Below are 24,764 nucleotides of genomic sequence, written 5' to 3'. Positions count from 1 at the left end.
TTTTACTCATTTATCATCCATCGTAACAGCAGTTGAAGGTCGACTGACCATCATCGTGGTACAGGCAAAACTAAATGGTGGCCGTCGGTGTAATTGATCGTTTTCATACACGTAGGGCCAACCACAAGGAGTATATAACTATGAGTTTTGCAAACATTATCGGTCAGTTTCTGCAACAGGGTATCTCAGGACAAAGTCGTTCGCGCCTGGATCAGGCTCTCGGTTCACTGGAACTGGACGGGGCTGGTGGCAAACTGGAGCAGTTTCTCAGAAACTTACTGAATGACAATGATAATGGTAGCGGGCGTGACTCTGCATCGACCAGCGGTGGTTTGCTCAATCTGATACGCGGTTTCTTTGGCAGCAAACAGACAGGTAAGCTGACTGGAAGTCAACTGACCGGCATTGGTGCGCTCGCAGGAGCATTGTTGAGTGGAGGTGTCAAAGCAAGCAAAGGAGCACTTGGCGGCAGTGCTATGGCAATTCTCGGTTCTCTGGCACTGAATGCGCTGAAAGGACACCTGGCTGCCGGCAATACTTCAGCCAGTGCAGCTGATATCGATCGATATGCCATGGAAGCAATTGATGACCCGGATACCCAGCGTTTGATCGTGCGTGCGATGATTGCTGCCGCAAAGGCGGATGGTATCATCGATGAACAGGAGAACGCGCGTATTCTGGGCAAGGTGGGTGAGGATGGTGTTACCGAGGCCGAGCGACAACTGGTAGACGAGGAATTACGTCGTCCTGCGGATATGGCTGCGCTGGTAGCCGAGGTGCCGAATCAGGTCGTTGCAGCCGAGGTTTACAGTGCCTCATTACTGGCGATCAATGTCGATACCGAAAAGGAAGAGAACTACCTGCGCGAGCTGGCAAAACTGCTGGGTCTGGATGCGGCAGCGGTTGCCCGGCTGCATCAACTGACCGGTGCTCCTGAAATAAGCTGAGTTGTGTACTTTTCAGCCAGGCAGTCTTTCAAACGCCTGGCTGGAAAAGAAGAGTGTTATTTTTTATCCGGTTTTAACAGAGAGCAGGGGATACCTGAATATCCCATTACGCCTGCCTGTTATCAGGATCAAAAATTCTTCCTGCCAAGGTGATATTGTGCGATTTCTGTCAATTATCATAGCCGCAATATTCTGTACTTTCCCTGTAAGTGCTGCGACACCGGCATCAGATGATTCCTATATCGCTGGTTATGCTGCAGCCATTCTGAAATTTCAGTTCGGGATCGATCTCCCTTCATTAACCGTGCGGAATGGCAATATTACGCTGCCAGCTGACAAATTGCCGGCAGAAGACCGTACCAGGATTACGCAGTTGTTCTCGGAGATTCCCGGTGTTACCAGAGTGGAAATAGTGGAATATACCGCACAGCAACCTTCACTTGCTTCTCCGGAGCCAGATGAGGCGATTGTCGATAAAGGCGCTTTGGCAACACGCTCAACGATGCTGGCAACTGGCCCCCTGCCGGAAGGTCATTTATTCAAGCCATTACTGGCTGACCCACGCTGGAATCATTTCTCGGCTGCCTACCGTAATTATGTGGGAAGAAATGTAGACGGTAACCATAATGGCTCTGTCAGCTTCGGTGAAACGATACCATTTTACCGTGCCAATATCGGGCAATCGATTGTGCAGTGGGAGGTCGGGCTCCAGGCCGGTATATTCAGTGATTTCAACCTGGGCGCTTCCTCAACTGATCTCATCAATACCGATTTTATCGGAGGAATCTATACCAGCGTACGGGCAGGTAATGCTTCCGCCTTTGCCCGTATTTATCATCAGAGTTCTCATCTTGGCGATGAATTCCTGTTGAGAAAACTCACTGATATAGAGCGTATCAATCTTAGTTATGAGGCCGCCGATCTCAGACTTTCCTATGAATTCCCGTATGGAATACGTGTTTATGGCGGGGGTGGTGGGATTTTTCGCAAAGAACCGTCGGCGATCAAGCCCTGGTCAGCGCAATACGGTATAGAGTTCAGAAGTCCGTGGCAAATGGAGTTTGCATTGGTACGGCCGGTTTTTGCCGTGGATATCAAGAATTACGAACAGAATAACTGGAATGCTGATATATCTGCCAGAGCCGGTATTCAGTTCGATAATTTTCAGGCCTTCAACAGGAAACTTCAATTTCTGCTTGAATACTTCAACGGATATTCCCCTACCGGCCAGTTCTTCAGGGAAAAGGTAGAATATCTCGGTATCGGCGCACACTATCATTACTAGACTTACAGTATAATCAACTGCTTTGGGTAGGATACTGTCATGGAAGTCGAACAAATCAATGCAATGACCGAACAGCTGGAAGGTATGAAGCAAAGAAGTCTTGATTTGCGGAGGTATCTTTGACTTCGATGCCAAGCAAATACGGCTGACGGAGCTGGAACGCCAGTCTGAAGATCCCGCCATCTGGAATGATCCGGATCGCGCCCAGGAAATGGGGCGTGAGAAAAAATCTCTCGAAAATATCGTACATACTCTGCAATCGGTCGATCGTCAATTGCGGGATACGCATGAACTGCTGCAGATTGCCCAGGAAGAAAACGACAAAGAAACCCTGCAAAGCATTGCCGATGATGTCGCAGAACTCGATCAGGCACTGGCTGGTATGGAGTTTCGCCGGATGTTTTCCGATCCGATGGATCCTAATAACTGTTTTGTCGATATCCAGTCCGGTTCGGGTGGAACTGAAGCGCAAGACTGGGCATCGATGCTGGAAAGAATGTATCTGCGCTACTGTGAACGGCGCGGGCTGGAGGTGGAACTGCTGGAAGAATCTCCTGGCGATGTAGCTGGTATCAAGAGTGCCACGCTCAAGATAAGCGGTGAATATGCCTATGGCTATCTGCGCACAGAAACGGGTGTGCACCGGCTGGTGCGTAAATCACCATTTGATTCCGGTAACCGGCGGCATACTTCCTTTGCCAGCGTGTTTGTCTATCCGGAAGTGGATGACAGTATCGAAATCGACATCAATCCAGCCGATTTGCGGGTAGATACCTTTCGTGCCTCAGGCGCGGGCGGGCAGCATATCAATAAAACCGATTCAGCTGTCCGGATCACGCATATTCCAACCGGTATCGTCGTTCAATGCCAGAGTGGCCGCTCCCAACACCGCAACCGTGCTGATGCCATGACAGTACTGAAATCCCGTTTGTATGAAGCAGAACTGAGAAAACGTAACGAGACCAAACAGGCCATCGAAGATTCCAAAACCGATATCGCCTGGGGTCACCAGATTCGCTCTTATGTGCTGGATCAGTCCCGTATCAAGGATTTGCGCACCAATATCGAGATCGGCAATACCCAGGCTGTACTCGATGGTGATCTGGATACATTCATCGAAGCAAGTCTCAAGCAAGGGGTATGACCTTTCACCTGCTGGCAAAGCACGGAGGGTACGGGCTTGATATTCCAGGATAAAACATGACACCGACCCTCATCGAACTGATGGGTGCAGGGTTGTTTGCCCTTGCCATCCTGCACACTTTTAGCACCGGATTCTTCAAGCGACTGGCGTATATCCAACCTGCACATGCCGGGCTGTGGCATCTGCTGGGTGAAGTGGAGGTGGTGTTTGGCTTCTGGGCACTGGTGCTGGTGATAGCTCTGTTCACCATCGAAGGTGAAGCCGCAGCGATACATTACGTTGATTCCCGCAATTTCACCGAACCAATGTTCGTTTTTGCCATCATGGTGATTGCAGGTACCCGCCCGATCCTGCAGACAGCGATGGCTGCGGTTCATTTGGCCACTCGCCTCATTCCCCTGCCGGGCGGTATGGGATTCTGCTTTACCATCCTGACATTGATTCCTCTGCTCGGTTCGTTCATTACCGAGCCTGCTGCCATGACACTGGCTGCACTGATCCTGGCCGAACATATTTTCGCGAAAGGGATCTCTGCACACATGAAGTACGCCATCCTGGCTGTACTGTTCGTCAATATTTCCATCGGCGGTACATTGACACATTTTGCCGCACCCCCCGTTCTGATGGTGGCAAGTAAATGGAATTGGGATACGGCTTTCATGCTGACGACTTTCGGCTGGAAGGCAGCCATCGCCGTAGTGGTGAATGCGCTGTGTGTCACATTGCTGTTCCGTGAAGAACTGCGGCTGTTGCCGGTAACCGAGAACAATCGTCATGAGGCTGTACCGCCTGTGCTGGCCGGGGTGCATCTGGCGTTTCTTGCGGGCATCGTGATGTTCTCTCATCACCCGGCCATGTTCATGGGGCTGTTCCTGTTTTTTCTGGGAATTACCCACGCCTATCAGCAATATCAGGATCGACTGATTCTGCGTGAAGGTCTGCTGGTTGCCTTTTTTCTGGCCGGGCTGGTAGTGTTGGGCGGCCAGCAGCAGTGGTGGTTGCAACCGCTGCTGATGAGCATGACCAGCGACCAGATGTTCCTCGGTGCAACCCTGCTGACCGCAGTGACCGACAACGCAGCACTGACCTATCTGGGTTCGCTGGTCGAAGGATTATCCGACGATCTCAAATATGCCCTCGTCAGTGGTGCAGTGACGGGAGGAGGGCTGACCCTCATTGCGAATGCACCCAATCCGGCGGGTATAGCTATCCTGCGTAATCATTTCGATGATGAGGCGGTGCATCCCTTCAGGCTGTTGCTGACTGCAGCAATCCCCACGCTCATTGCCGCACTGGCATTCCGATTGCTGTAATCAAACGCGATTAACGATGGCTGCCCAACAAGCTCTGGACAGTGGAAAAGCGCAGGGTGCGCTGGCGTGTGCTGCTATTAGCTTCTGGGAAATAGTGGTGTTGTTTCGAAAAATGTGATCAACACAGTAGGATGCGGGTTCATACCTCACACCGTATCCTACTATGCTGGATTATCAGATATTCTCCTTACCCCTGTTTTGCTACAGCAGTTGGAATAGCTTCTACTTCACCATTCAGCCCCATCAACAGTGTTTCAACCTCTATTTTTGGATATTTTTTATTGATCATATCTTTGAGCTGTGTGAGTTTTATAGTGTGTTCTGCCGTTTCTCTATCTGTATCCTTGGAGTAATCTTCTCCAAGTAATATCTTATATGCACCACAGTCACGATGATCCATCACCATAACGGTGTGTATCTCGTGTAGATTGACCGCCAGGTCGAGATGATCCCAAAAAGTCCTGCTCCAGGCAGGATATTTATCTGTAACAGCACCCAGTGAAGCACCGGCCAATACAATATGGTCATAGTTGTGGTACAACCCTCGACGGAGCATGTAGCGTTCAATTTCATCCATCAGGCGGTAATCCATACAACTTAGCAGTAATGTACCTGCTTTTTTTTCTGCACGGGCTTCTGATATCCCTGATACCACTGAAAATAAACCTATGCTACTACCAAGCGCAGCGAGCTGAAGAAATTTCCTCCGATTGGCTTGTGGAAACGGAACATCTTCGGTTGTGTGTGAACAAGACTGTTTTTTCATTTTCTCTCCATAAAATTTTGTAACTGCTAATCATAGATATTTTTTAAATCTATTTTCAACCTCTTTGTTATTATGGCTAATCAGCTGTAATTTATATTTATATGGAATATATTGGGGTTGGTAAAAAATATATATAAATTAGTAGGATGCGGTTTGTACCTCACTACATCCTACTGCGCTACTGTGTAGCGGTAAAATCGTAGCTTGATCGGGTTAGGGAACCTCTGCACGCATCCCACATGGTCGCACACTGTGTTTTGCGGATGGAATGCAAGGCGAGTGAGGCAGTGAATGGCTACTCCCTTCACAACGAATTCAACGCTGCAGTCCATCTGCAAAACCAGTGCCCTGAAGGGTTGTGGCAAAATCACGCGCCTCGGCATCGTAGAATAACTACGATCTTCGTTGCGCTCCTTGCGATCATCATGATTTTGCCTGCAATGCGGCTCATGGAGGATGCGTGCAGAGGTTCCTTAGTACTACAGCCGTATATATTTTATTCGGGAGGAGAGAACCCTCTGCGTTGGTAGTGAGCTTGTCGGGCTCTGTGTTGATGTTTTCTACGCCACACGGACCAGTGCAGCACATGTTCGATAGCCTGGCTGGTGTGCCACAGCAGATGCGATAACAGCTTACGCAACTCGAGCACGCTCAGGGCAATCAGGCCGGGTGTGTGTTTTTTTCTCCCGCACCCGCAGGGCCACCAGCACCGCATGGGCCAGTAGCGCCAGTGTGATGTGGCGATACCAGCCCTGCCAGCGGCGCACCTCGTAATGATCAAGTCCGCACTCGCCTTTGGTGGCCTCAAAGCCGATCTCAATCTCCCAACGTCTGCCAGCGATCTGCACCAAACGCTTGAGCTGAGCCTGCGAGCGCCTGGTATGCACCACATAATAGGCCAACTCCTGATGCTCATCCAGACTGCGCCGCACCAGCAGATAGTGTCCGAAGCGACGCTCCTTCTGTGTCAATTGCAGCCGCCACAGCGGTACCAGCGCCCAGTCGTACAGACGTTCACCTTTGGCTCCAGCGCCTGCCGACAGATGACGCCATGCACGTGCTGGTAGCGCTTGTGCAATCTCCTCGGCTTTCACGTGCTGTGGCCCCTGCCACCACAGCGGTTCACTCCTGGCTACAGCCAGTACGAAGGCCTGCTCGCGTGACTCCAGCCATACCCGCAGATGCCGGTCTCTACCGTAAACCTCATCGCCTGTGATCCACCCACAGGGCACGCCCACATCCAGCGCTCGCTCGATCATCTTGCGTGCCAGCTGGGGTTTGGTCGCAAATTCCACCTCCTGTGCAATGCCTGCAGCCTCGCAGCGTGAACGATCATCCGTCCACTGGCGCGGAATATAAAGTTCACGGTCGATGAAAGCACTGCCACCGGCGCCGGCATAGCACAAAACACGCCGATCTGGCTGTTCTCGATACGCCCAGCCGTACCGCTGTACTGGCGCTGCACACCAACCGAGTGGGTTCCTTTCTTGACAAAACCTGTCTCATCAACGATCAGCACGCCGTCTGGATCACCCACCTGCTCGACAACGTAATCGCGCAGCACGTCACGCGCCGCATCAGCATCCCACTGTGCGCGTTCCAGCAAATGTTGCACCCCATCGGGTGTTGTCTCGCCCATCCATTCGGCCAGTTGCCAGCCGTTCTTGCGCTCTACCGTGCTCAACAGGCCCTTCAGGTACGCAAGACTGCGTTGGCGTGGCTCGCTGCGCTTGAATAAACTCCCAAGCCGCTCGTGCACTACCTCCAGCTCCTTCGCCCAATCATGTAGTTGTGACATCATACCCAAACCCACCTCATCGTTGATTCAGGCTATATTCTCTCATCATTATCTACGACTGTAGTATTAGAACCTGTTTACGATCTTTTTGTTATCCCTGATAATGCATGGATGAAAAGAATCGAGTATGCCAGCGATATCAGTAGAGAGAAGTTTGCCGAGATAGAGCTGCTATTGCGCAGCGTACGACGCAGGACCAAGCCCACGAAGGTGGATCTGTACGAGGTGTTCTGCGCGGTGCTGTACCTGCTGCGCACTGGTTGCCAATGGAGATTCCTACCCGGAGAGTTTCCCAAGTGGCAGAGTGTATATGCTTATTGGAGCAAGTGGAGTGAGCCCGACCAGTACGGCGTGAGCGTATTGGAGCGGGCACTCAAAAAATCAGGTTGGCGCGGTCCGAGAGAAACAGGGGCGCAACGTTTGCAGCGCGCTCTTGATCATGGACGCGCAGAGCGTGAAAACACAGACACGGCCGACCAGAAAGGTTATGACGCTGGCAAGAAGGTATCGGGTATCAAGCGCCATATCGCTGTTGATACCCAGGGTTTGCCGCATGCTATTGCGGTGACGACGGCGGAAGTGACTGACCGTAAAGGTGCATTGCAAGCTCTGGAGCGCTGCAGGCTGGGCTTGGGGCAAGTACAAAGTTTGCTGTGCGATAGTGGCTATACTGGAGAACCATTCGCTGAAGGCGTGCGAGAAATTCTGGGCGAAGCTGTCACGGTGCAGATTGCCAGGCGCAGTGAACTGCATACCTTCAAAGTTATGCCCAAACGCTGGATCGTCGAGCGTAGTTTCGCCTGGCTGGAGAAGAGCAGAAGATTATGGAAAAACTGCGAGCGTAAGCTCAACACCAGTCTGCAGTTCATTCATCTGGCTTTCCTGGCATTACTGCTCAAAAGATCGTAAACAGGTTCTTAGAGCATACGGAAAATTTTTATGCGGAATCAGATCTTGAAGAAAGCAACCGTTTCAATAATGCTGTTGCTTAGCATCAACGTAAGCGTTGCTGGTACTTCAACCAGCGTTAGCTGTGCTGAGGGTGGCTCTGCGTCCGCCTATTCCCGTTCAGGAAACAGTGTTTCATATTCAAGTGTAAATTGTTCGAGTAACAATGAACAAAACGCAATGACACCAGCTGGCACAGCTGTCAGCAAATCCTATTCGCCTGAACCGTATACATCACTGGTTTTATCGGGTGCGTTCAATACTGAAATAAAAACCGGTGGTGAAAACAAAGCCACAATCTCTGGAGATAGCAATTATGTGGAATCTGTTGAGGTCAATTCATCCAATGGAGTATTAATCATCCGCAGGCCAGGCTTAGGAAATGGCAATCTCAATGTGGTTGTGGAAAGTACTACGCTTCAAAAACTCAAAATCTCCGGGGCGGGTAGCACAAATATTTATGGTGACTTTTCTGATGGTTTATCTGTCAGAAAAAGCGGCGCCGGCAGGATGAATATCGAAGGTCAGGCAAGCACGCTTAAGTTAAATCTATCCGGGGCGGGTGATACAACAGCAAGAGATTTCACAGTAGATAATGTTGAAATTGATGCTACAGGCGCAGGTAACATAGCTGTATGCACTAAAAAATCAGTGGCAGGATCACTTACTGGTGCTGTGCATTTCAAAGTTTACTGCAATCCGTCTCAAAGATCAGTCAACACGCGAGGGGTTTCACGCGTCAGCTATAGCCTACGTCACATAAAATGATTCGATCTTAAAGAGTTGCTCAACGGTTTGGTTTTGTTGTTTTCTGATTGCTTTGGTTTGAGCCCATTTGTGCTCAATAGGATTAAGGTCAGGTGAATACACTGGCAGATATTCAAGCGTATGTCCGGCTTGTGTGATTGCATTTTGAATATCCAGCCTCTTGTGAAAGGTCGCGTTATCCATGACCACGACTGACGCTGGCGGGAGTTTTGGCAACAGATCGTGTATCGTCCAGCCGAAAAAAGTATCTGCATCGATATTGCTTTCGAACAATCCCACCGTCAGCAGACATTTATCGATTAATGCGCCGATGACATTGACACGGCCTCTTGCGTGCCAATCACACACTCCATGACATCGCTTGCCAATGGGCGCGTACCCGTGTGTTCGTGGCATATCGTGAGCAAAACCACTTTCATCAATATAGACGATGACACGGTTTTGAGCTTGATACGCTTTAATCGTCTCTGGAAGATGCGCCGTTCGTCTTCGTCCGCTTTGGGATGCTGCAGTGTTTTTTTTATAGCTGATGTTCATACGCCTTAGTGCGTGGCCGATACCTTTTTCGCTCACACCCAGTCGACGAGCCCGTTCGGCCTGATAGGCGTCTGGAAATTCCCGTACATCACGAGCCAGCGCAGCCATGTCGATCTTCGTTGCCGGTTTGTTACGGGTCTCCTGAGGAACAGGATTTTTTATCCAGCGTGTCACGCTGGCAATTCCTACACAAAAACGGGCTGCCGTTTGCACTATGGTGAGTCCTTCCTTCTCTCGAACAGATAAAACTTTGCGGCGAAATGAAATGGGATAAGTCATCTGTAAATTATAATCAATCTATCTGAGCTTCGCTATATCGGTAAATAAGATTTCCCTTATTGTCTGTAGTCATTTGTATGATGCAAATAGGGCATATATGTCGTACCTGCTTGTATGTTGATTGGTTATTTCTATCCGTCTGTATGCTGCTCGGCTGTCTCGTTCGGACCGACGCAGCGCAAGCGCTGAAAATAGTTGCGATAAGGTTTTACATCCCGACTGAGCACACTTAGATTGGCAACAGCCGCATGGGCGCCAATGTAGAAATCCGGCAACGGTACGAGTCGAGTGCCACCTCGACGACGATAGTTCAGATAGGCTTTCGCCGCCAGCCCGGCACACGACCATGGTAAGGGACTGCGCAGGGTATCGTAGATATCGAGCATCGTATCCAGAGCGTCTATGTCTGGTCCCGGGATAAGCAACTCAGTGTAGATCATCAGATTGATGTGCAGTGGCGCCTGCTCGCTACAGATCTGAAGCTGATCCACGGCCCAGTCGTGCCACCGGCTATCGGTGTCCATGCAGTCGATCCAAATATTGGTATCGACTAAGAAACCTGCCGAGCCGTCATATTTGGACAAGTCATGCACAATCGTCGCCATCCGGGCGCAGGAACGCGATGATGTCGTTGCTGTTCATCTGCTTGAATGGCTCATCCAGGCTTTTGCGTACCTTTGCGGCAGCAGCGCGCAGCGACTTACGTCGGTCGTCAATTCCCATGCCGGCCTTGCTGATGATGATCTTTCCTCCTTCCAACGAGAAGGTGACCTGGCTGCCGGGCAGAAAGCCGGCAGCATCGCGCAGGCGTTTGGGGATCGTAACTTGTCCTTTGTCAGTAACTTGCATATTCTTGGCTCCCAAAAAGTAAGAATTCCTAGTTGGAATTCTACTGCCGCCTGAGGTTCAAGGCAAATTTCCTGATCACTGAGATATTTCTTGACCGTATTGCGTGATACACCGTCTTCCCCTGCTTGTTAACACCCTGATCATCATTGCTATCTCCTGTGTTAACAATAGAGGTCACTTCGTAAAAAAAGTGGTCAGCTTAATTCAGAGATCAATTTTCAATCGCCGTTAGGGGATTATTTTTACACTGCCGGTAACATCCGCGAAGCACGGATATGTGAAATTAATTGATCATTCCCATGCAGAGCGTGAGAATGATCAATTATGGACGGGAAATTTTAAAACATCGTACTGACAGAAAATGCAACAGTTCTTGGGGCACCCAAAGTATATTCGTTTTGCCAATAATTTTTACCGGTCAGATTGATGACATTTAGACGTACCGTCAGCGCTTTGTCGAGTAAACGGGTGGTGTACCGTGCACCGATATCGTACAGGGTATAGCTGGGAATCTTATCGGTATTGGCGTTATCGCCATATTTTTCACCGGTATAGTAAATACCGCCAGTTAGGCTCAGTCCAGTAATCCATGGAAGAGCATACTCCGCATAAATTTTTCCCATCCGGGAAGCAGCATTAGTCGGCTTCTTTCCTTCCAGAGCAGGATCATTGGATTTTTCTACACTGATGTCCATCAGGGTGCCGCCCCCTATGATAGTTAAGTTGTCGGTTACTTTTCCAGTCAGGACTAATTCCACCCCGTTATGTACTTGCAGACCGTCTTGCACATAACTCGGAATTGGCGTTGCACGATCCGATGAACCGTCCCGACAATCGAGGAGGCTATTTGGTTAAAGTAAAGTGTTCATCAAGGCCTTATTATCCTGGGTTTGTCGGTAGTTTTCTTCAGCCTGAGCTGGAGGAATATACCCGATAGATCCAAGCAGGCGTTGATGGTTATACCAGGCGACCCATTCCAAAGTTGCCAGCTCCACAGCAGCCCTGGTTTTCCAGGGAGCTCTCCTGTGTATCAGTTCAGCCTTGTACAGGCCATTGATCGTTTCAGCCAGCGCATTATCGTAACTGTCACCGCGACTGCCGACAGACGGTTCAATACCGGCTTGTGCCAGGCGTTCGGTATAGCGGATCGACACGTATTGCGATCCTCTGTCGGAATGATGAATCAGGGTATCAGCAGGACGGCGATCATACAAAGCCTGCTCCAGCGCATCAAGCACAAAACCCGTACTCATGGTGCTGCTGACACGCCAGCCAACGATGCGGCGGGCAAATACATCGATAACAAAAGCCACGTACAACCAGCCCTGCCAGGTTGATACATAGGTGAAGTCCGAGACCCACAGCTGATTGGGCCGATTGGCATGAAACATCCGGTTGACGAGATCGCGCGGGCAAGTCGCGTTCTGCCGGACAACAGTGGTGCGAATGATTTTGCCCCGTCGGGCACCTTGTAAACCCAGCTGGCGCATCAGACGTTCAACCGTACAACGCGCCACAGTCACACCTTCACGTTGCAATTGATACCAGATCTTGCGTGCACCATAGACTTGCATATTGGCCTGCCAGACACGCCGGATATCAGCCATCAACAACTCATCTCTGCGAGCCCGCGCACTGCGTAATTGTGGATAGCGCTGGCGGGCAGCATGGCGCCAGTACGCTGAAGGGGCAACCTGCAACACCTTGCAGACTGGCTCGACCCCATAGATACTCCGATACTGGTCAATGTAAGCGTTTACTTCTTCAGAACGCGGTCGAGCTCCGCCTGGGCGAAAAAAGCACTGGCTGTTTTCAATATCTCATTGGCTCGGCGCAGTTCCCTGTTCTCACGCTCCAACGCCTTGAGGCGATCACGTTCACTGCTTGTCAGACCTTCGCGTGCGCCATTGTTAATTTCGCTACGTTTAACCCATTCCAGCAACGTGGAGGGCACACAGCCAATCTTGGGTGCAACTGATTCAACCGCCGCCCATAGCGATGGATATTCGCCGCGATGCTCCTGTACCAGACGAACAGATCGTTCACGAACTTCAGGGGAAAACTTGTTTCGCTTGTTTTGTTTATTCATGGCTCCATTCTCTCAAAAGTTGGAGCCTCCTCAAAACCCGGGGCAATTCACCGAATACTGGTTGGCTTTTTCGATTCTGAATAGTGCAGTACTCAATAACAGGTTGGGGTTGATATCGTATTTCGCACCCACTTCATATTGCTTGCTAACCAGTGGAGGGAATATCTTTCCATAATTGGCATAGGTATTACCCACTATAGTACCTTTCTCAAGCGCTTCCATATAGGAGACGTAGGTGGTTACCTCTTTGATTGGTTTATACAGCAGTGAAACAGTGGGGGTCAGTGCAGATTTTTCATAGTGACTATCACCAAAGATACCCCTCGCTTTATTGGCTGTAGTAGCATAGTTGAGCCCGACCATCGCAGACCATTGATCATTGAAGGTAATATCATCTCCAATCAAAACATTATCATATCGATCATCCCAGACAGGTAACTTTGGTTGATTTCCTACAGAAGAGCCCCACTCTGGTTCAGGTATATTTTTGAGTTCATTCAATGAAAGGTTACTCATTCCACTTTGACGAATACAACAGTCACTACTCACAAAGTATTTATAAAGATTAGATGAATAACCAAGTGTTAGCTTGTGATCAATATCAAAGGTTGAGAACCGAGTATCCAGATAGATATAGCCTCCGTAATTTTCATGCGCTTCATCTGCTGTGTTTCCGAGTGTTTGGGTAAAAGTCCTATCCATTTGTTGATTTAAAGATATCTGATTAACTCTCATATTTCTATGCTGATAGGAAAAAGCGCTTCTGAGGGTAAAATGCCTACTAGGATCCCAGCGCAGACTGGTATAAGCCTTATGACTTTCCACGTCATTGGATGCCCATTTGGGAGAATAGCGTTTACTGGTATCGATAGAGGTTCTTTCACTCATATAAAAGAAAGGTTGTGTTGCCTCTTTTCTATAGTCGTTATAGGTATATTTGACATCTGCATAAAGGGTATCAGTAATATGACCATCCAGCACAATATTGGCGACTTTCTGGTTTACCGGTTCACCGATGGCAGTATCTCCGCCCTGATAGAGCAGATTAGCCCGGTAACCGAATCGGCCTCGTTCGTCGAATTTTCCACTGACATCGGCATGACCATAAAACTGTGTGCCACCGTAGTTACCAAACGTCAGCCTTCTGAGTGGGACATCAGTAGAGTTTTTAGTCACATAGTTTACGGCTCCGCCCACTCTACCACCGCCATAGAGGAAACCTGAGGTTCCGCTGAGAATTTCAACCCGATCAATCTCGATCACTGACACAGCAGAACCATCAGAAGCCATGGGTATCCCATCATGGATCGGGTTAGCTGATTCAAATCCCCGTATGACGACGAAGGGAACACCAGTGAAATTCTGGATGATCGGTTCTTGGGTCAATGGGTTCATTTTGAAGATCTGGCCCATATTCTGGGCATTGATATTTTCGATCAGATCGGAAGGGACAACACTGATCGAATAGGGTGTATCGCGCAAACTACGCTCGTCCCATAAGCCAACCCCGCTGACATTACTGACCCGATAGCCTTCTTCTGCTGTACCTTGTTTCAAATTATCAGCCGACGTACTCACCGTCATCAGGGGAAGTGTTCCGACTTCGCTCGTAGCCAGTTGCAGAACGTACTGTCCCTGTGCATTACGTTTTGCTTCAAGCCCGGTTCCCGTCAGCAGTATATCCAGTGCTCCCTGTATGCTGAATGATCCCTGTACACCGGGGCTGTTTTTGCCTTGCGCAAGATCGTTAGCACCTACAAGGAAGATGCCGGCTTCGGTAGAAAATTGCGTCAGTGCAGCACTCAGCGGCCCGGCTGGAATATTGTAGCGACGCATGGTGGCAGCTTGAACCTGTTCGGTTGCAGGCGCTGCGGTAGTTTGTGCTCGGGTATCGGTTGACCTGCCCGCGGCAATGAGCAGGCTGCCGGCAAAGATCAGCTGCACGACCAGCCTTAGCAGATACAGGAATGAGTCGAATGGTAAGGGGTGCGCCGTAGCGGCAGTATGGGGCGAGCGACTGTAAAACATGATATTTTTTCCTCAGACAGGGTTAATGTGACGTTGCGAGCGCCTTTACCGTCAGGATTACCAGCTGCTTGAGCAAAGCTTGGTCCGGATATACTGATCTTGCCTTTCAGGCAGCTGATCAATCGCTGATATGAACTGCGCTCTCACCCTGTAAATCAATCGAGCGAGCAAAAAGCGGAACCATTTTCAAAAAAATTTTGTACGTACGGTCTTTGAGATATTGCTGCAGAGGGTGCTGATACCTTGGAAGATTGCAAGCCAGAATTGCTTTCCACTGTTCCGAATATCCCGGAGAGAGGTTTGAAATACGATTAATATGCATTGCATGGATACGAAAAGTCGCCGCATTGCCCATTTGGATATGGATGCTTTTTATGCATCGGTAGAACTTCTGCGTTATCCGGAGTTGCGGGGATTGCCGGTTGTGATAGGCGGCCGGTCGGTTCACCAGCCAGTCATTCAGCCGGATGGGAAGCGTTCATACGTAAGGCTGCGTGACTATACCGGTCGAGGAGTAGTAACGACATCGACTTATGAGGCACGTGCATACGGCGTTTTTTCAGCGATGGGGATCATGAGGGCCGCACAGTTGGCGCCTGATGCCATACTGTTACCCGCAGATTTCGATACCTATCGTCACTATTCGCGGCTGTTTAAAGATGCGATTGCACGGATTACGCCTCATATAGAAGACCGTGGCATCGATGAGATTTATATTGATCTGAGTGAGCATCCTGATGAGACAGCTTCACTCGCATCGTGTATCAAGCAGGCAGTGCGTGATGCCACGGGGCTATCCTGTTCGATCGGAATAGCGCCCAATAAGCTCCTGGCAAAAATCAGTTCCGATCTTGAGAAACCTGATGGGCTGACTATCCTGACTCATACTGATATTCCGAATCGAATCTGGCCTTTGTCAGTTCGCAAGATTAACGGGATCGGGCCAAAAGCAGAAGAGAAGCTTGTCAGGCTGGGTATTCAGAAAATCGGGGAATTAGCCAAAGCTGAACTCAGCTTACTCCAGGCTCATTTTGGCCGTAGTAACGCAATCTGGCTCCATGATTCAGCCCATGGTTACGATGATCGCCCCGTGGTAATCAGTTCAGAATCCAAGTCAATCAGTCGTGAAGCAACCTTTGAACGAGATCTTCATGTGCAGGAGGATCGGGAAATATTGTCGGATATCTTCACTGAATTATGTACGCGTGTTGCAGAAGATTTACAACGCAAAGGCTATGTCGGGCGAACGATCGGTATCAAATTGCGATACGAAAATTTTCAAACGATCACACGTGACCTGACTGTACGGAACCCGACTGCTGATGCGTCAACTATTCGCAAGGCTGCGAGAGATTGTCTTCGGCGTGTTCCTTTCGAACAAAAGTTGAGATTACTTGGCGTTCGTATCAGCGGGTTGTCCAGGATCAGTACGTTATCAAGGGAAAACTATTACTTTCAGGAAGAGCTGTTTTGATTAATGGAAAAGATTATGGATATCAGACCAATCAGGACAGACACTGGCTACCGTACAGTACTGAAGGAAGTCGAAACGCTCATGACTGCAGAATCTAAATCCAGAACACCAGAAGATTCCTGGTAACACTGATCGAAGTCTGTGAACGGAAACACTTTCCATTCGATCTGCCTGATCCTGCTGAAGCCATCAAATGTCAAAGACCTGGAACCCACGATTGGAAAAAGCAACTGTATATATGAAGCTCCGAATCATAAACGTTCTCTGACACTCAAAATGATTCAGAGAAAACTTTACCAAGATCTGGGTATCCCCTTTGATAAACAGCCTTTGCAGATATATTCAGCCCCTTCGTGTGTAAAGAGGTGTACGAAAAGTTTAGCTACGTCATCCGAACAAAAAATGTTGAGTGTATGTTTCAATCCGCTTACTTAAGGTTAAATTCCTGTGCGTTGATATCTTGTTTTTGATGAAAACGCGTACTACAATCATTGTATCTTCAATAATGCGGAAATAAAAACAACGCTCACGATAAGGAAATACACGCAAACCACTGCTTATCCAGTCACGCGGCGAACCCGTAACTCCCGATTTGGCTAAACTGAAAAGTTTGTTTGTCAAATCATTTATGAATATTTTGGCTGCTGTTGGATTGTCCCGTTTTATATGTTCATAAATTGCTGACAAATCCGCTTTGGCAGTATCGGTGACGATGAGGCGCAGACTTTGAATTGTTTTTCTCCCTTGGATTCCTTAGCGGGTAATACTGTTTTCAAACTCTTGTGCATTATCATATTCTGTAATGCGTCCGGCTTCTATATCTGCGTCTCCTTCGGCAATCAATGCTCGCAAGCGTTTAATTTTTTCATTGTTCTCATAGTCTTCTAAAAGGCGTAAGCCGGCCCGCACAACTTCTGTTCGATTTCCAAAGCGGCCTTTCTCTACCATATTTGCAAGAAATTCAATATCACGTTCACCAAGTGTAAAACTTACTGGTTTGGTTGTTCTGACCATTGTCATAGTCCTTCTTTATCATATTTGAGTAATATTAATACAATATATAGTATTGTTGTTAAATCAGATCAGCGATAGCATAAAATACTGCTATCACGCCATATGATGCGGTAGTAGGGAGAATTCCGGCAGGTGTCACCGACTCAATGACTTTGATCAGCGTCGGTTCGTGCCTCGATGCTGACCCACCAGGGCAGTGTGCGCTGGATGTGGATCGGGAGGGCAGATGCCAGCATGGTCAGGGTATCGTCGGTGTCTCGTAGCGGGAAGCTGCCAAACACGCGCAGACCAGCCACTTCAGGGGCTATACCCAGATATCCATTGCGATAACGGCGCAGTTCCTTCACGACATCGCCCAGTGACATATCCCAGGCCACCAGTACACCACGGCTCCAGGCTTCGCGTGCACTATCGGCTGGTTCGATTGCTGTTGAAGCATCGGTGGTAAAACGGGTTTGCTGTCCCGCCTGGATGAGGGATGGGGCACCTGCTGCAGGCGTTATTTCGACGCTGCCCTGATAGACCCCCAGGAACGTTTTGTCATCTTCCAATCGCACAGTAAAACGGGTGCCTAATGCTTGCAATCGTCCCTGTGGTGTATCGACTACGAAAGGCCGCTGCGGGTCAGTGGCAGTATCGATCAGAATTTCACCTGTGATCAGATGCAGGCGGCGGAGACCGGCGCGATACGCTTCATTGAGTGCGGTGTCGGTATTGAGCCAGACATGCGTGCCATCCGGCATGACGACTTCGCGCAGTTCACCGGTAGCAGTGCGATAGTCGGCCATCTGTGCCAGAACGATACCGGGCAGTGGTGTATGACGCCAGGTTGCCCAGCCGAATAGCCCGGTCCCGGTCAGAACGACGATACCAGTCAGTATTTTGCGGCGCTGCAGCACCCGTTTATTGGCAGCCCACAAACCATCGGCAGTTTGTCGGGGATCAGGGGTGGCGCGGATAGGCTCGAAACTGCGACTGATGGTTTCAACATATTGCCAGGCGAGGCGGTGGTCGGAGCTGTGTTCCAGCCAGGACTGCCAACGGGCATGATCATCGTGGGTGGCTTCGCCGGAACGCAGTAGTGCATACCACTCGGCAGCCTGTTCCATCGCCTGATGCGAGGGTTCGGTCCGGATAGAATCAGACATAGAATCGGGCGGTGGAGTCGTAGTGGACATGTGAATCAGGTCATGCCGGGATCAAGGGACTCGACCACGGTTTGTCTGGCCTGTAATTGCATGCAGCGCAGCATAGCCTGAGCAACATACTTGCGTACCATACGGGAGGAAACGCCAAGTGCTTCAGCTACTTCTTTGTCTGTCATCTGGCAGGCAGCAGCCATAAGGAAAGCTCGGGCGGCTTTGGGGGAAAGATCGAGCAGCATGGTGCCAATTTCATGCAGTGCTTCCAGTACCATCGCTTGCCGTTCAGGAGAGGGGGCATATGTTTCCGGCCAGGCAGCCAGGGTATCCAGCCAGGCTTGTTCGATCTCACGCCGGTGCCACAGGTTGATGCACATGCCCTGAGCCATGGTACGCAGGTAGGCGCGTGCTTCACCAAAATTGGCAAAACCGCGAGGAGCCGGTTTGATAATGAGGCGCAGAAAAGTATCATGTGCCAGATCGGCTGCGTCAGCAGCGTTACCCAACCGGTGGCGTAACCAGCTGTACAGCCAGTCATGATGATCGCTGTACAGGAAATAAACCTGCTGCATCGCAGAATCGGCAGTCGGTACGATATCCTTGGAGGAATCGGTTGAGCACATATACAGAAAGATCAAGAAATGAGAACGATTCACATTCTACAAGATGCAATATGAATCTTGCAATCGAGCTTTGATCGGCTGCTGTTGACGATAATGCATATCCATCATCTGTTGTTTAGCTCCATGGTATGCCGATAGCTCGCCAGGAGTGGATGGTCTGGTGTATGGTGGAGTAAGGGCGCCTGCGACGTACTGATGATCATAGTCTGCGAAGTTGTCCTGTTCCTAACTCTGAGAGGTCTGCTATGAGACACGAACATCATCAGCCCAATAGTCATGATCCAGCCACGGCACAGCCACCTGCCGATGTATCTGGGACGATCTATACCTGTCCGATGCACCCCGAGATTCGCCAGGATCATCCGGGTACTTGCCCAAAATGCGGTATGGCTTTGGAGCCACTGCTACCTGATCTGGATGATGACGACAATCCTGAGTTGCGCGATTTCTCGCGGCGCTTCTGGTGGACACTGCCTCTGACGCTGGTTGTACTGATTCTGGCAATGTTTGGCGAGCATCTGCAGTTGATGGATATGACGCAGCAGAGCTGGGTTGAGCTAATTCTGTCGCTGCCAGTCGTTCTATGGGCCGGTTGGCCTTTCTTCCTGCGCGGGTGGCAGTCCGTGTATAGCCATAGCCCGAACATGTGGACACTCATCAGCCTGGGCACAGGAGCAGCCTTTATCTATAGTGTGGTTGCGACTGTTGCACCCCAGGTGTTTCCCGCATCATTCATGTCAATGGGGCGTGTCGGGGTGTACTTCGAGGCTGCTGTAGTCATCATTTCACTCACACTGCTGGGTCAGGTACTGGAGCTGAAGGCCCGCTCGCAGACATCGGCAGCAATCAAATCCCTGTTGGGTCTGGCCCCCAAGACTGCACGCCGCATCCGCGTAGACGGCAGTGAGGAAGATGTGCCGCTGAGCCACGTGCATGTCGGCGACTTGCTGCGCATCCGGCCTGGTGAAAAAGTGCCCGTCGATGGTGTGGTGTTCGAAGGCAGCAGTTCGGTGGATGAATCAATGCTGACCGGTGAGCCGTTGCCTGTCAGCAAACGCCAGGGTGACAAGGTCATCGGGGCCACGCTGAATACCAGCGGTTCGCTCGTCATGCGCTCGGAACGGATTGGCTCGGACACCGTACTCTCGCAAATCGTGCAAATGGTCGCTCAGGCGCAACGTTCCAGAGCGCCGATGCAGCATATGGCAGACGTAGTGGCCGGCTACTTCGTAATAGCCGTCGTCGTCATTGCCATTACCACTTTCTTTGTTTGGGGAATGTTCGGGCCGCAACCTTCCTGGGTATACGGGCTGATCAATGCCGTCGCGGTGCTGATCATCGCATGCCCGTGCGCGCTGGGGCTGGCCACACCGATGTCGATCATGGTTGCTACGGGGCGTGGTGCCACGCAGGGCGTGTTGTTCCGCGATGCGGCGGCGATCGAGAATCTGCGTAAGGTCGATACGCTGGTCATCGATAAGACTGGCACCTTGACCGAAGGGCGGCCCGCCTTTGATCGCGTAGTGCCAGCCGATGGTTTCACTGCCGAGGAAGTGCTGCGTCTTGCGGCCAGCCTCGACCAGGGCAGCGAGCACCCGCTGGCTGAGGCCATCGTTCAGGCCGCCCGTGCCCAGGGACTTGTACTTGTCAAACCCCAGACCTTCGAATCGGGATCCGGTATTGGCGTGCGTGGTAATGTGGAGCACCAGCAGCTTGCGCTCGGCAACACAGTACTGATGGAACAAACCGGCGTATCGGTCACTTCACTGATGTCGCAAGCTGAATCGCTGCGCGGCGAAGGGGCCAGCGTCATGTATCTGGCTGTGGATGGCCAGCTTGCCGGATTGCTCGCGGTATCCGATCCGGTGAAGGCCAGTACACCCGAGGCCCTGGCCGCGTTAAAAGAGGCGGGCCTGAACGTGATCATGGCCACGGGTGATGGCCAGACGACTGCCAGGGCAGTTGGTACGAAACTGGGCATCGACGAGGTTTACGGTGAGGTCAAACCTGCAGACAAGCTTTCACTGATCGAGCGTTTGCAAAAAGAAGGCCGTATCGTTGCCATGGCGGGTGACGGCATCAACGATGCTCCAGCTCTTGCCAAGGCAGATGTCGGTATCGCAATGGGTACAGGAACCGATGTTGCGATGAATAGCGCTCAGGTCACCCTCATCAAGGGTGATTTGCGCGGAATCGCTACCGCACGCACATTGTCGGTGAGCACAGTGCGCAACATGAAGCAAAATCTGGCATTTGCTTTTCTTTACAACGTCATGGGCATTCCGGTCGCCGCAGGCATCCTGTACCCCTTCACGGGGTGGCTGCTATCGCCGATGATTGCCGCCCTGGCCATGAGTCTGAGTTCGGCATCGGTGGTTGGCAATGCGCTTCGGTTGCGGAACAGTAGCTTGTAAGGGCTCGTGGCAGATTCATTGATGATCATTCCCGGCCTTGGCCAGGATTTTATCCAGTACGGAAACCGGGAGGATGCGTTTGAGAAAACCGAACAGGTGTGTCGGGAAGGTGACGTAGTAGCGTGCCTTGGGAGTATCGGCTTCCAGCGCGTAGATCACTTTTTTCAGCACGGCTTCCGGGGGTAAGGTGAAGGGGACAGCCGATCCCGGTTTATTGAGCCGATTGTGGATAGCGAGATATTTTTCGCGATGAACGCTTCGTTCGACATCGATATAACGTTCGAATGCTTTCATCGCATTGGCGCGGAATTGGGTGATGATCGGCCCCGGCTCGATCAGGCTGACAAAAATTCTGCTTCCTCTCAGCTCCAGCCGCAAAGTATCGCTCCAGCCTTCGATCGCATATTTGGAGGCATTGTAGGCGCCGCGAAACGGCATGGCGGTAAAGCCCAATACCGAGCTGTTCTGAATGATGCGTCCGTATCCCTGCCTGCGCATGGCGGGCAGAATCAGATTGGTCAGCTCCACCCAGCCAAAGAGATTGGTTTCGAACTGCGCGCGTAATGCTTCCCGGCTGAGATCTTCAACTGCACCGGGCTGGCCGTAGCCGCCGTTGTTGAACAGGGCGTACAACTCACCACCGCTGCGTCGCAGGGTTTCTTCGACAGCCCACCGAATCGAATCGGAATCATTCAGATCGAGCCGAAAACTCTCCAGTCCTTCCGCGAGCAGCATTTCTACACTTTCCTGTCGGCGGGCGGTGGCAAAGACACGGTAACCGCGTGCATGCAGACCATGGGCAGTGTAATAGCCGATACCGCTGGAACAGCCGGTAATCAATATGGATTTTTTCATTGTTCTGCTCTATGTAGTCGATTGAAGTTCAATTTCACCCGTGCACGTGCAGTCTGGGCGGCCAGGCAGCCGGGTCATATCTCATGGGCCAGCCTGTTTGCCAGCGGCCGGAATTGCAGATGATAGAACATGTTGAGGTAGCGATCCGTTTCTTCCCGTTCGAGCCCGCTGACGAATTTCCAGAATCCGTAGATGCGCGATAGCGTCATCATACGTTCAGCATACAGCTTCCAGGTGTAGCGGCTGGCGACACGGTCGAGCGCACCTTGTGAAATGCGTTCCCATTCCTGCGGGTTTTCCTGATTTTTTTCAAAAAAATCCGCGATCAGATCAGCCGTGGCAGCCCCCTGGTTGGGATCGATATGGAAGCCGGAACGGTTGTTCTGGATGATTTCCAGCGGGCCACCGTAGCGGGTGGCGAAAGTGGGCAGGCCGGATGCCATGGCCTCGATGATGGTCAGGCCGAATGCTTCGAACAGGGCTGGTTGTACGAATATGCCGCGTTTATCGGCAATGTAGCGGTAGAGTTCTCCTGCCAGGTTTTTGTCGAGGCGCATGCCCAGCCAGCGCACCTGCTGATCGAGCTCGTGTTCATCCATCAGTTGATGCATTCGATGAATCTGTTCCTGTTCTTCATGGTCACTGGAATGTTGCGGATCGATTTTGCCGCCGACGATGACCAGATTGGCGAGCGAACGCAAACGTGGTGAAGCGGCATACAGTTCCACCAGGCCGGTAATGTTTTTGATCCGATCCAGGCGCGCCATGGTAAAAATCAGAGGTTTGTCCGGATCCTGAAGATATCCGCGGGCCGGGAGGTTGGTCGCATCATCAAAGATCAGGGATTCGATTTCCGGTATCAGGCTGTGCAGGCGCCTGTTCGGGTCGGAGTAGGGGAAATAGATATCCGCATTTGCTCCTGGAGAAACGATATTGAATTTCGGATCGAATAAGTCGATGCCATGGATTACCCGGTAAAGGTCGGGCATGGAAAAAGCCTGGTAACTCTCATACTGGCCTTCTGCTTCCCGTGTTCCGGCAATTTCCTGATATGTGCTGGTGACGATGAAATCGGCGGAATTCATTGCCAGCAGATCTGCCGTGTACTGGCAGGAGAAATGATATTTATCCTCGTTTTCCTGCCAGTAGATATCCGAATGCAGGTATTTGGTTTTTTCGAGTGCATGCGCGATATTGCATTGGGTGACGCCCAATCTTCTGCTGAGCAGGGTGGCTACCAGATTACCATCCGAATAGTTGCCGATGATCAGGTCAGGATGTCCGCCCAGTTCCGCCAGTGCTTCCCGTTCGACATCACCGGCAAAAATTTCGAGATGAGGCCATATTTCAAAGCGCGAAATCCAGTGAGGAATGATCTCTCCGTTGTGCTTGCGGAACGGAACACGCAGAATCCAGGTATTGGTACAGCCGCTGACTTTTTCCAGCCGCTGGTTACAGGTGGTATCGCCTGCATCGGGTATCAGGCGGGTGACGATCAGTATTTTCGGCTCGACCTGCACTCCCTGTAATTGCAATCGGTCGTGCATTTCCTTTTCCAGTGCGCGCACCTGGTCGAGAATATAAACGACCTGGCCGCCGGTATCGGGCAGCCCGAGCACGTTATCCTGACCGAAATAGCCGTGAGGAGAAAGAATCAGCAAGCGGGAGATCATGGGAATACGTGCCAGGAATTCTTCCAGTGCGGAAGGAGAGGGGGCTTCGAGGATGTCCATCAGCATATTCATGGTTTCAGCCACCCGGTTGGCGTTATGTCCCCAGCCGGGCGCGAAACCGAGCTGATTCATTTTCGGAGCCAGCTCGATCCATGGTGTCGTTCCGTCCAGTGTTTCCAGCATTTCCAGCGCTTGTCGCAACTGGTTGCGCACGGCATGAATATCGTGAGAATTGTTGCTGAACATCAGTTGCTGACCCTCGATGGCGTGTACTCCCAGGAAATGCAGCAAACTGGTATGGCCTGCCTCGATGCGGGAAAACATTTCACTGGACAGCTTGCGATTGAGGAAAATGACACCCTGCCCGATCGAGCGGGATTCCTTCAATCTGGGAAATCCACGGTTGAATGGTCCGAAATCGACTTCGAGCACCGATTCGGTTGCTTCACCCTTGACCACGGTTTCCTTGAATTTCAGAAATTCACTGATGGTTACTTTTTCCGGAATGAGGTGTTCCTGATGAATCCGCATGAACTCCCATTTGGCAATTTCGGGCCGCAGTGCCAGATAGGCCCAGGGAGAGCTGAAGATCCCTTCCTGCAGGCGGAATACGAATGCGCGGAGCATGTCGGACTGGCCGCAATCCTGTTCCGTTTGCAGCAATCCCTCCCGCAGATCGGATTGCAGAAGCAGGGTGCGATTTGCCGTGAAATAACGTCGTAACAGGGTGTAGACGGCATCTCTGTTCTGCTGGGTACAGGTGGCGAGTGTGTCAATCGTGGTCATGTCGGATACCTCCGGTATAACGGTTGCAGTAC

21 protein-coding genes, 1 pseudogene and 1 other annotated feature are annotated in these 24,764 nt (G+C 50.9%); of the genes and pseudogenes, 8 read left to right on the top strand and 14 right to left on the bottom strand.

What is annotated here, in order from left to right; all coding sequences use genetic code 11:
• Positions 1-140 precede the first annotated feature (140 nt).
• From HRU73_RS05780 to HRU73_RS05765, 4 genes are all read left to right on the top strand, one after another.
• Positions 141-947 carry a tellurite resistance TerB family protein gene (locus HRU73_RS05780; RefSeq protein WP_287399843.1) on the top strand — a complete coding sequence of 269 codons (807 nt, stop codon included), beginning with the start codon at positions 141-143 and terminating at the stop codon, positions 945-947.
• Positions 948-1,104: 157 nt separating this feature from the next.
• On the top strand, positions 1,105-2,232 hold the full coding sequence (locus HRU73_RS05775; protein WP_041357152.1) for a DUF1207 domain-containing protein: 1,128 nt from the start codon (positions 1,105-1,107) through the stop codon (positions 2,230-2,232).
• Between the two features lie 39 nt (positions 2,233-2,271).
• Positions 2,272-3,376 (top strand): peptide chain release factor 2 gene (gene prfB, locus HRU73_RS05770; protein WP_281871417.1). Its coding sequence is split into 2 segments (ribosomal slippage): positions 2,272-2,352 and positions 2,354-3,376, totalling 1,104 coding nucleotides; the frame shifts between segments, so codons are not numbered across the junction.
• 56 nt (positions 3,377-3,432) lie between these two features.
• Complete coding sequence (locus tag HRU73_RS05765; protein WP_287399842.1) at positions 3,433-4,689, top strand: putative Na+/H+ antiporter; 1,257 nt, start codon at positions 3,433-3,435, stop codon at positions 4,687-4,689.
• Between the two features lie 187 nt (positions 4,690-4,876).
• Here the strand turns inward: HRU73_RS05765 and HRU73_RS05760 are convergent, their stop codons facing one another.
• Positions 4,877-5,455, bottom strand: coding sequence for a carbonic anhydrase (locus HRU73_RS05760; protein ID WP_011111813.1), 579 nt, complete (start codon positions 5,453-5,455; stop codon positions 4,877-4,879).
• Between the two features lie 496 nt (positions 5,456-5,951).
• Positions 5,952-7,256, bottom strand: a pseudogene (locus HRU73_RS05755) (IS701 family transposase).
• Between the two features lie 108 nt (positions 7,257-7,364).
• Here HRU73_RS05755 and HRU73_RS05750 point away from each other — a divergent pair.
• Together HRU73_RS05750 and HRU73_RS05745 are read left to right on the top strand one after the other, a co-directional pair.
• On the top strand, positions 7,365-8,162 hold the full coding sequence (locus tag HRU73_RS05750; RefSeq protein WP_287399841.1) for an IS5 family transposase: 798 nt from the start codon (positions 7,365-7,367) through the stop codon (positions 8,160-8,162).
• A 45-nt stretch (positions 8,163-8,207) separates the two neighbouring features.
• Positions 8,208-8,969 (top strand): head GIN domain-containing protein, encoded by a 762-nt coding sequence (locus HRU73_RS05745; protein ID WP_287399840.1) that lies wholly within the window; start codon positions 8,208-8,210, stop codon positions 8,967-8,969.
• Here HRU73_RS05745 and HRU73_RS05740 read toward each other — a convergent pair.
• The 6 genes from HRU73_RS05740 to HRU73_RS05715 form a co-directional block, all read right to left on the bottom strand.
• Positions 8,952-9,785, bottom strand: a complete 834-nt coding sequence (locus HRU73_RS05740; RefSeq protein WP_287399839.1) for an IS630 family transposase — start codon at positions 9,783-9,785, stop codon at positions 8,952-8,954. The two genes, HRU73_RS05745 and HRU73_RS05740, sit on opposite strands and share 18 nt — an antisense overlap.
• A 131-nt stretch (positions 9,786-9,916) precedes the next feature.
• A complete protein-coding gene (locus tag HRU73_RS05735; RefSeq protein WP_287399838.1) occupies positions 9,917-10,309 on the bottom strand; it encodes a hypothetical protein in 393 nt (130 codons plus the stop codon).
• A gap of 61 nt (positions 10,310-10,370) precedes the next feature.
• Positions 10,371-10,634 carry an AbrB/MazE/SpoVT family DNA-binding domain-containing protein gene (locus tag HRU73_RS05730; protein WP_287399837.1) on the bottom strand — a complete coding sequence of 88 codons (264 nt, stop codon included), beginning with the start codon at positions 10,632-10,634 and terminating at the stop codon, positions 10,371-10,373.
• Between the two features lie 338 nt (positions 10,635-10,972).
• Entirely contained in the window at positions 10,973-11,422 is a 450-nt protein-coding gene (locus HRU73_RS05725; RefSeq protein WP_353765104.1) for a TonB-dependent receptor domain-containing protein, read from the bottom strand.
• Between the two features lie 63 nt (positions 11,423-11,485).
• A protein-coding gene (locus HRU73_RS05720; protein WP_502709308.1) for an IS3 family transposase occupies positions 11,486-12,723 on the bottom strand; the annotation gives its coding sequence in 2 pieces (ribosomal slippage) (positions 11,486-12,432 and positions 12,432-12,723; 1,239 coding nt in all).
• Positions 12,320-12,436: a sequence feature (AL1L pseudoknot), on the bottom strand. Its footprint overlaps the gene before it by 117 nt.
• Positions 12,724-12,753: 30 nt before the next feature.
• Positions 12,754-14,751: a TonB-dependent siderophore receptor gene (locus tag HRU73_RS05715; protein WP_287399834.1), complete on the bottom strand. Its 1,998-nt coding sequence runs from the start codon at positions 14,749-14,751 to the stop codon at positions 12,754-12,756.
• A gap of 325 nt (positions 14,752-15,076) precedes the next feature.
• Between HRU73_RS05715 and dinB the strand changes: the two genes are divergently transcribed.
• On the top strand, positions 15,077-16,225 hold the full coding sequence (dinB, locus tag HRU73_RS05710) for a DNA polymerase IV (RefSeq protein ID WP_287399832.1): 1,149 nt from the start codon (positions 15,077-15,079) through the stop codon (positions 16,223-16,225).
• Between the two features lie 387 nt (positions 16,226-16,612).
• Here dinB and HRU73_RS13390 read toward each other — a convergent pair whose 3' ends face one another.
• The 4 genes from HRU73_RS13390 to HRU73_RS05695 all read right to left on the bottom strand — a co-directional run bounded on the left by HRU73_RS13390 (position 16,613) and on the right by HRU73_RS05695 (position 19,004).
• Positions 16,613-16,939 carry a type II toxin-antitoxin system RelE/ParE family toxin gene (locus HRU73_RS13390; RefSeq protein WP_353765127.1) on the bottom strand — a complete coding sequence of 109 codons (327 nt, stop codon included), beginning with the start codon at positions 16,937-16,939 and terminating at the stop codon, positions 16,613-16,615.
• 39 nt (positions 16,940-16,978) lie between these two features.
• Positions 16,979-17,239: a type II toxin-antitoxin system ParD family antitoxin gene (locus HRU73_RS05705; RefSeq protein WP_287399830.1), complete on the bottom strand. Its 261-nt coding sequence runs from the start codon at positions 17,237-17,239 to the stop codon at positions 16,979-16,981.
• A gap of 143 nt (positions 17,240-17,382) precedes the next feature.
• Positions 17,383-18,387, bottom strand: coding sequence for a FecR domain-containing protein (locus HRU73_RS05700; protein ID WP_287399828.1), 1,005 nt, complete (start codon positions 18,385-18,387; stop codon positions 17,383-17,385).
• Positions 18,388-18,422: 35 nt separating this feature from the next.
• On the bottom strand, positions 18,423-19,004 hold the full coding sequence (locus tag HRU73_RS05695; protein WP_287399827.1) for a sigma-70 family RNA polymerase sigma factor: 582 nt from the start codon (positions 19,002-19,004) through the stop codon (positions 18,423-18,425).
• A 245-nt stretch (positions 19,005-19,249) separates the two neighbouring features.
• On the opposite strand from HRU73_RS05695, the gene HRU73_RS05690 reads away from it, so the two are divergent.
• On the top strand, positions 19,250-21,418 hold the full coding sequence (locus HRU73_RS05690; protein WP_287399826.1) for a heavy metal translocating P-type ATPase: 2,169 nt from the start codon (positions 19,250-19,252) through the stop codon (positions 21,416-21,418).
• Between the two features lie 15 nt (positions 21,419-21,433).
• Here HRU73_RS05690 and HRU73_RS05685 read toward each other — a convergent pair whose 3' ends face one another.
• Positions 21,434-22,273, bottom strand: a complete 840-nt coding sequence (locus tag HRU73_RS05685) for an SDR family oxidoreductase (RefSeq protein WP_287399824.1) — start codon at positions 22,271-22,273, stop codon at positions 21,434-21,436.
• Positions 22,274-22,347: 74 nt separating this feature from the next.
• A complete protein-coding gene (locus HRU73_RS05680; RefSeq protein ID WP_287399823.1) occupies positions 22,348-24,732 on the bottom strand; it encodes a sucrose synthase in 2,385 nt (794 codons plus the stop codon).
• Positions 24,733-24,764: the final 32 nt, after the last annotated feature.

This window comes from Nitrosomonas sp. H1_AOB3 (assembly GCF_015709435.1).
Classification (GTDB): domain Bacteria; phylum Pseudomonadota; class Gammaproteobacteria; order Burkholderiales; family Nitrosomonadaceae; genus Nitrosomonas; species Nitrosomonas europaea.
This window is presented reverse-complemented; position numbering and strand designations above follow the sequence as displayed.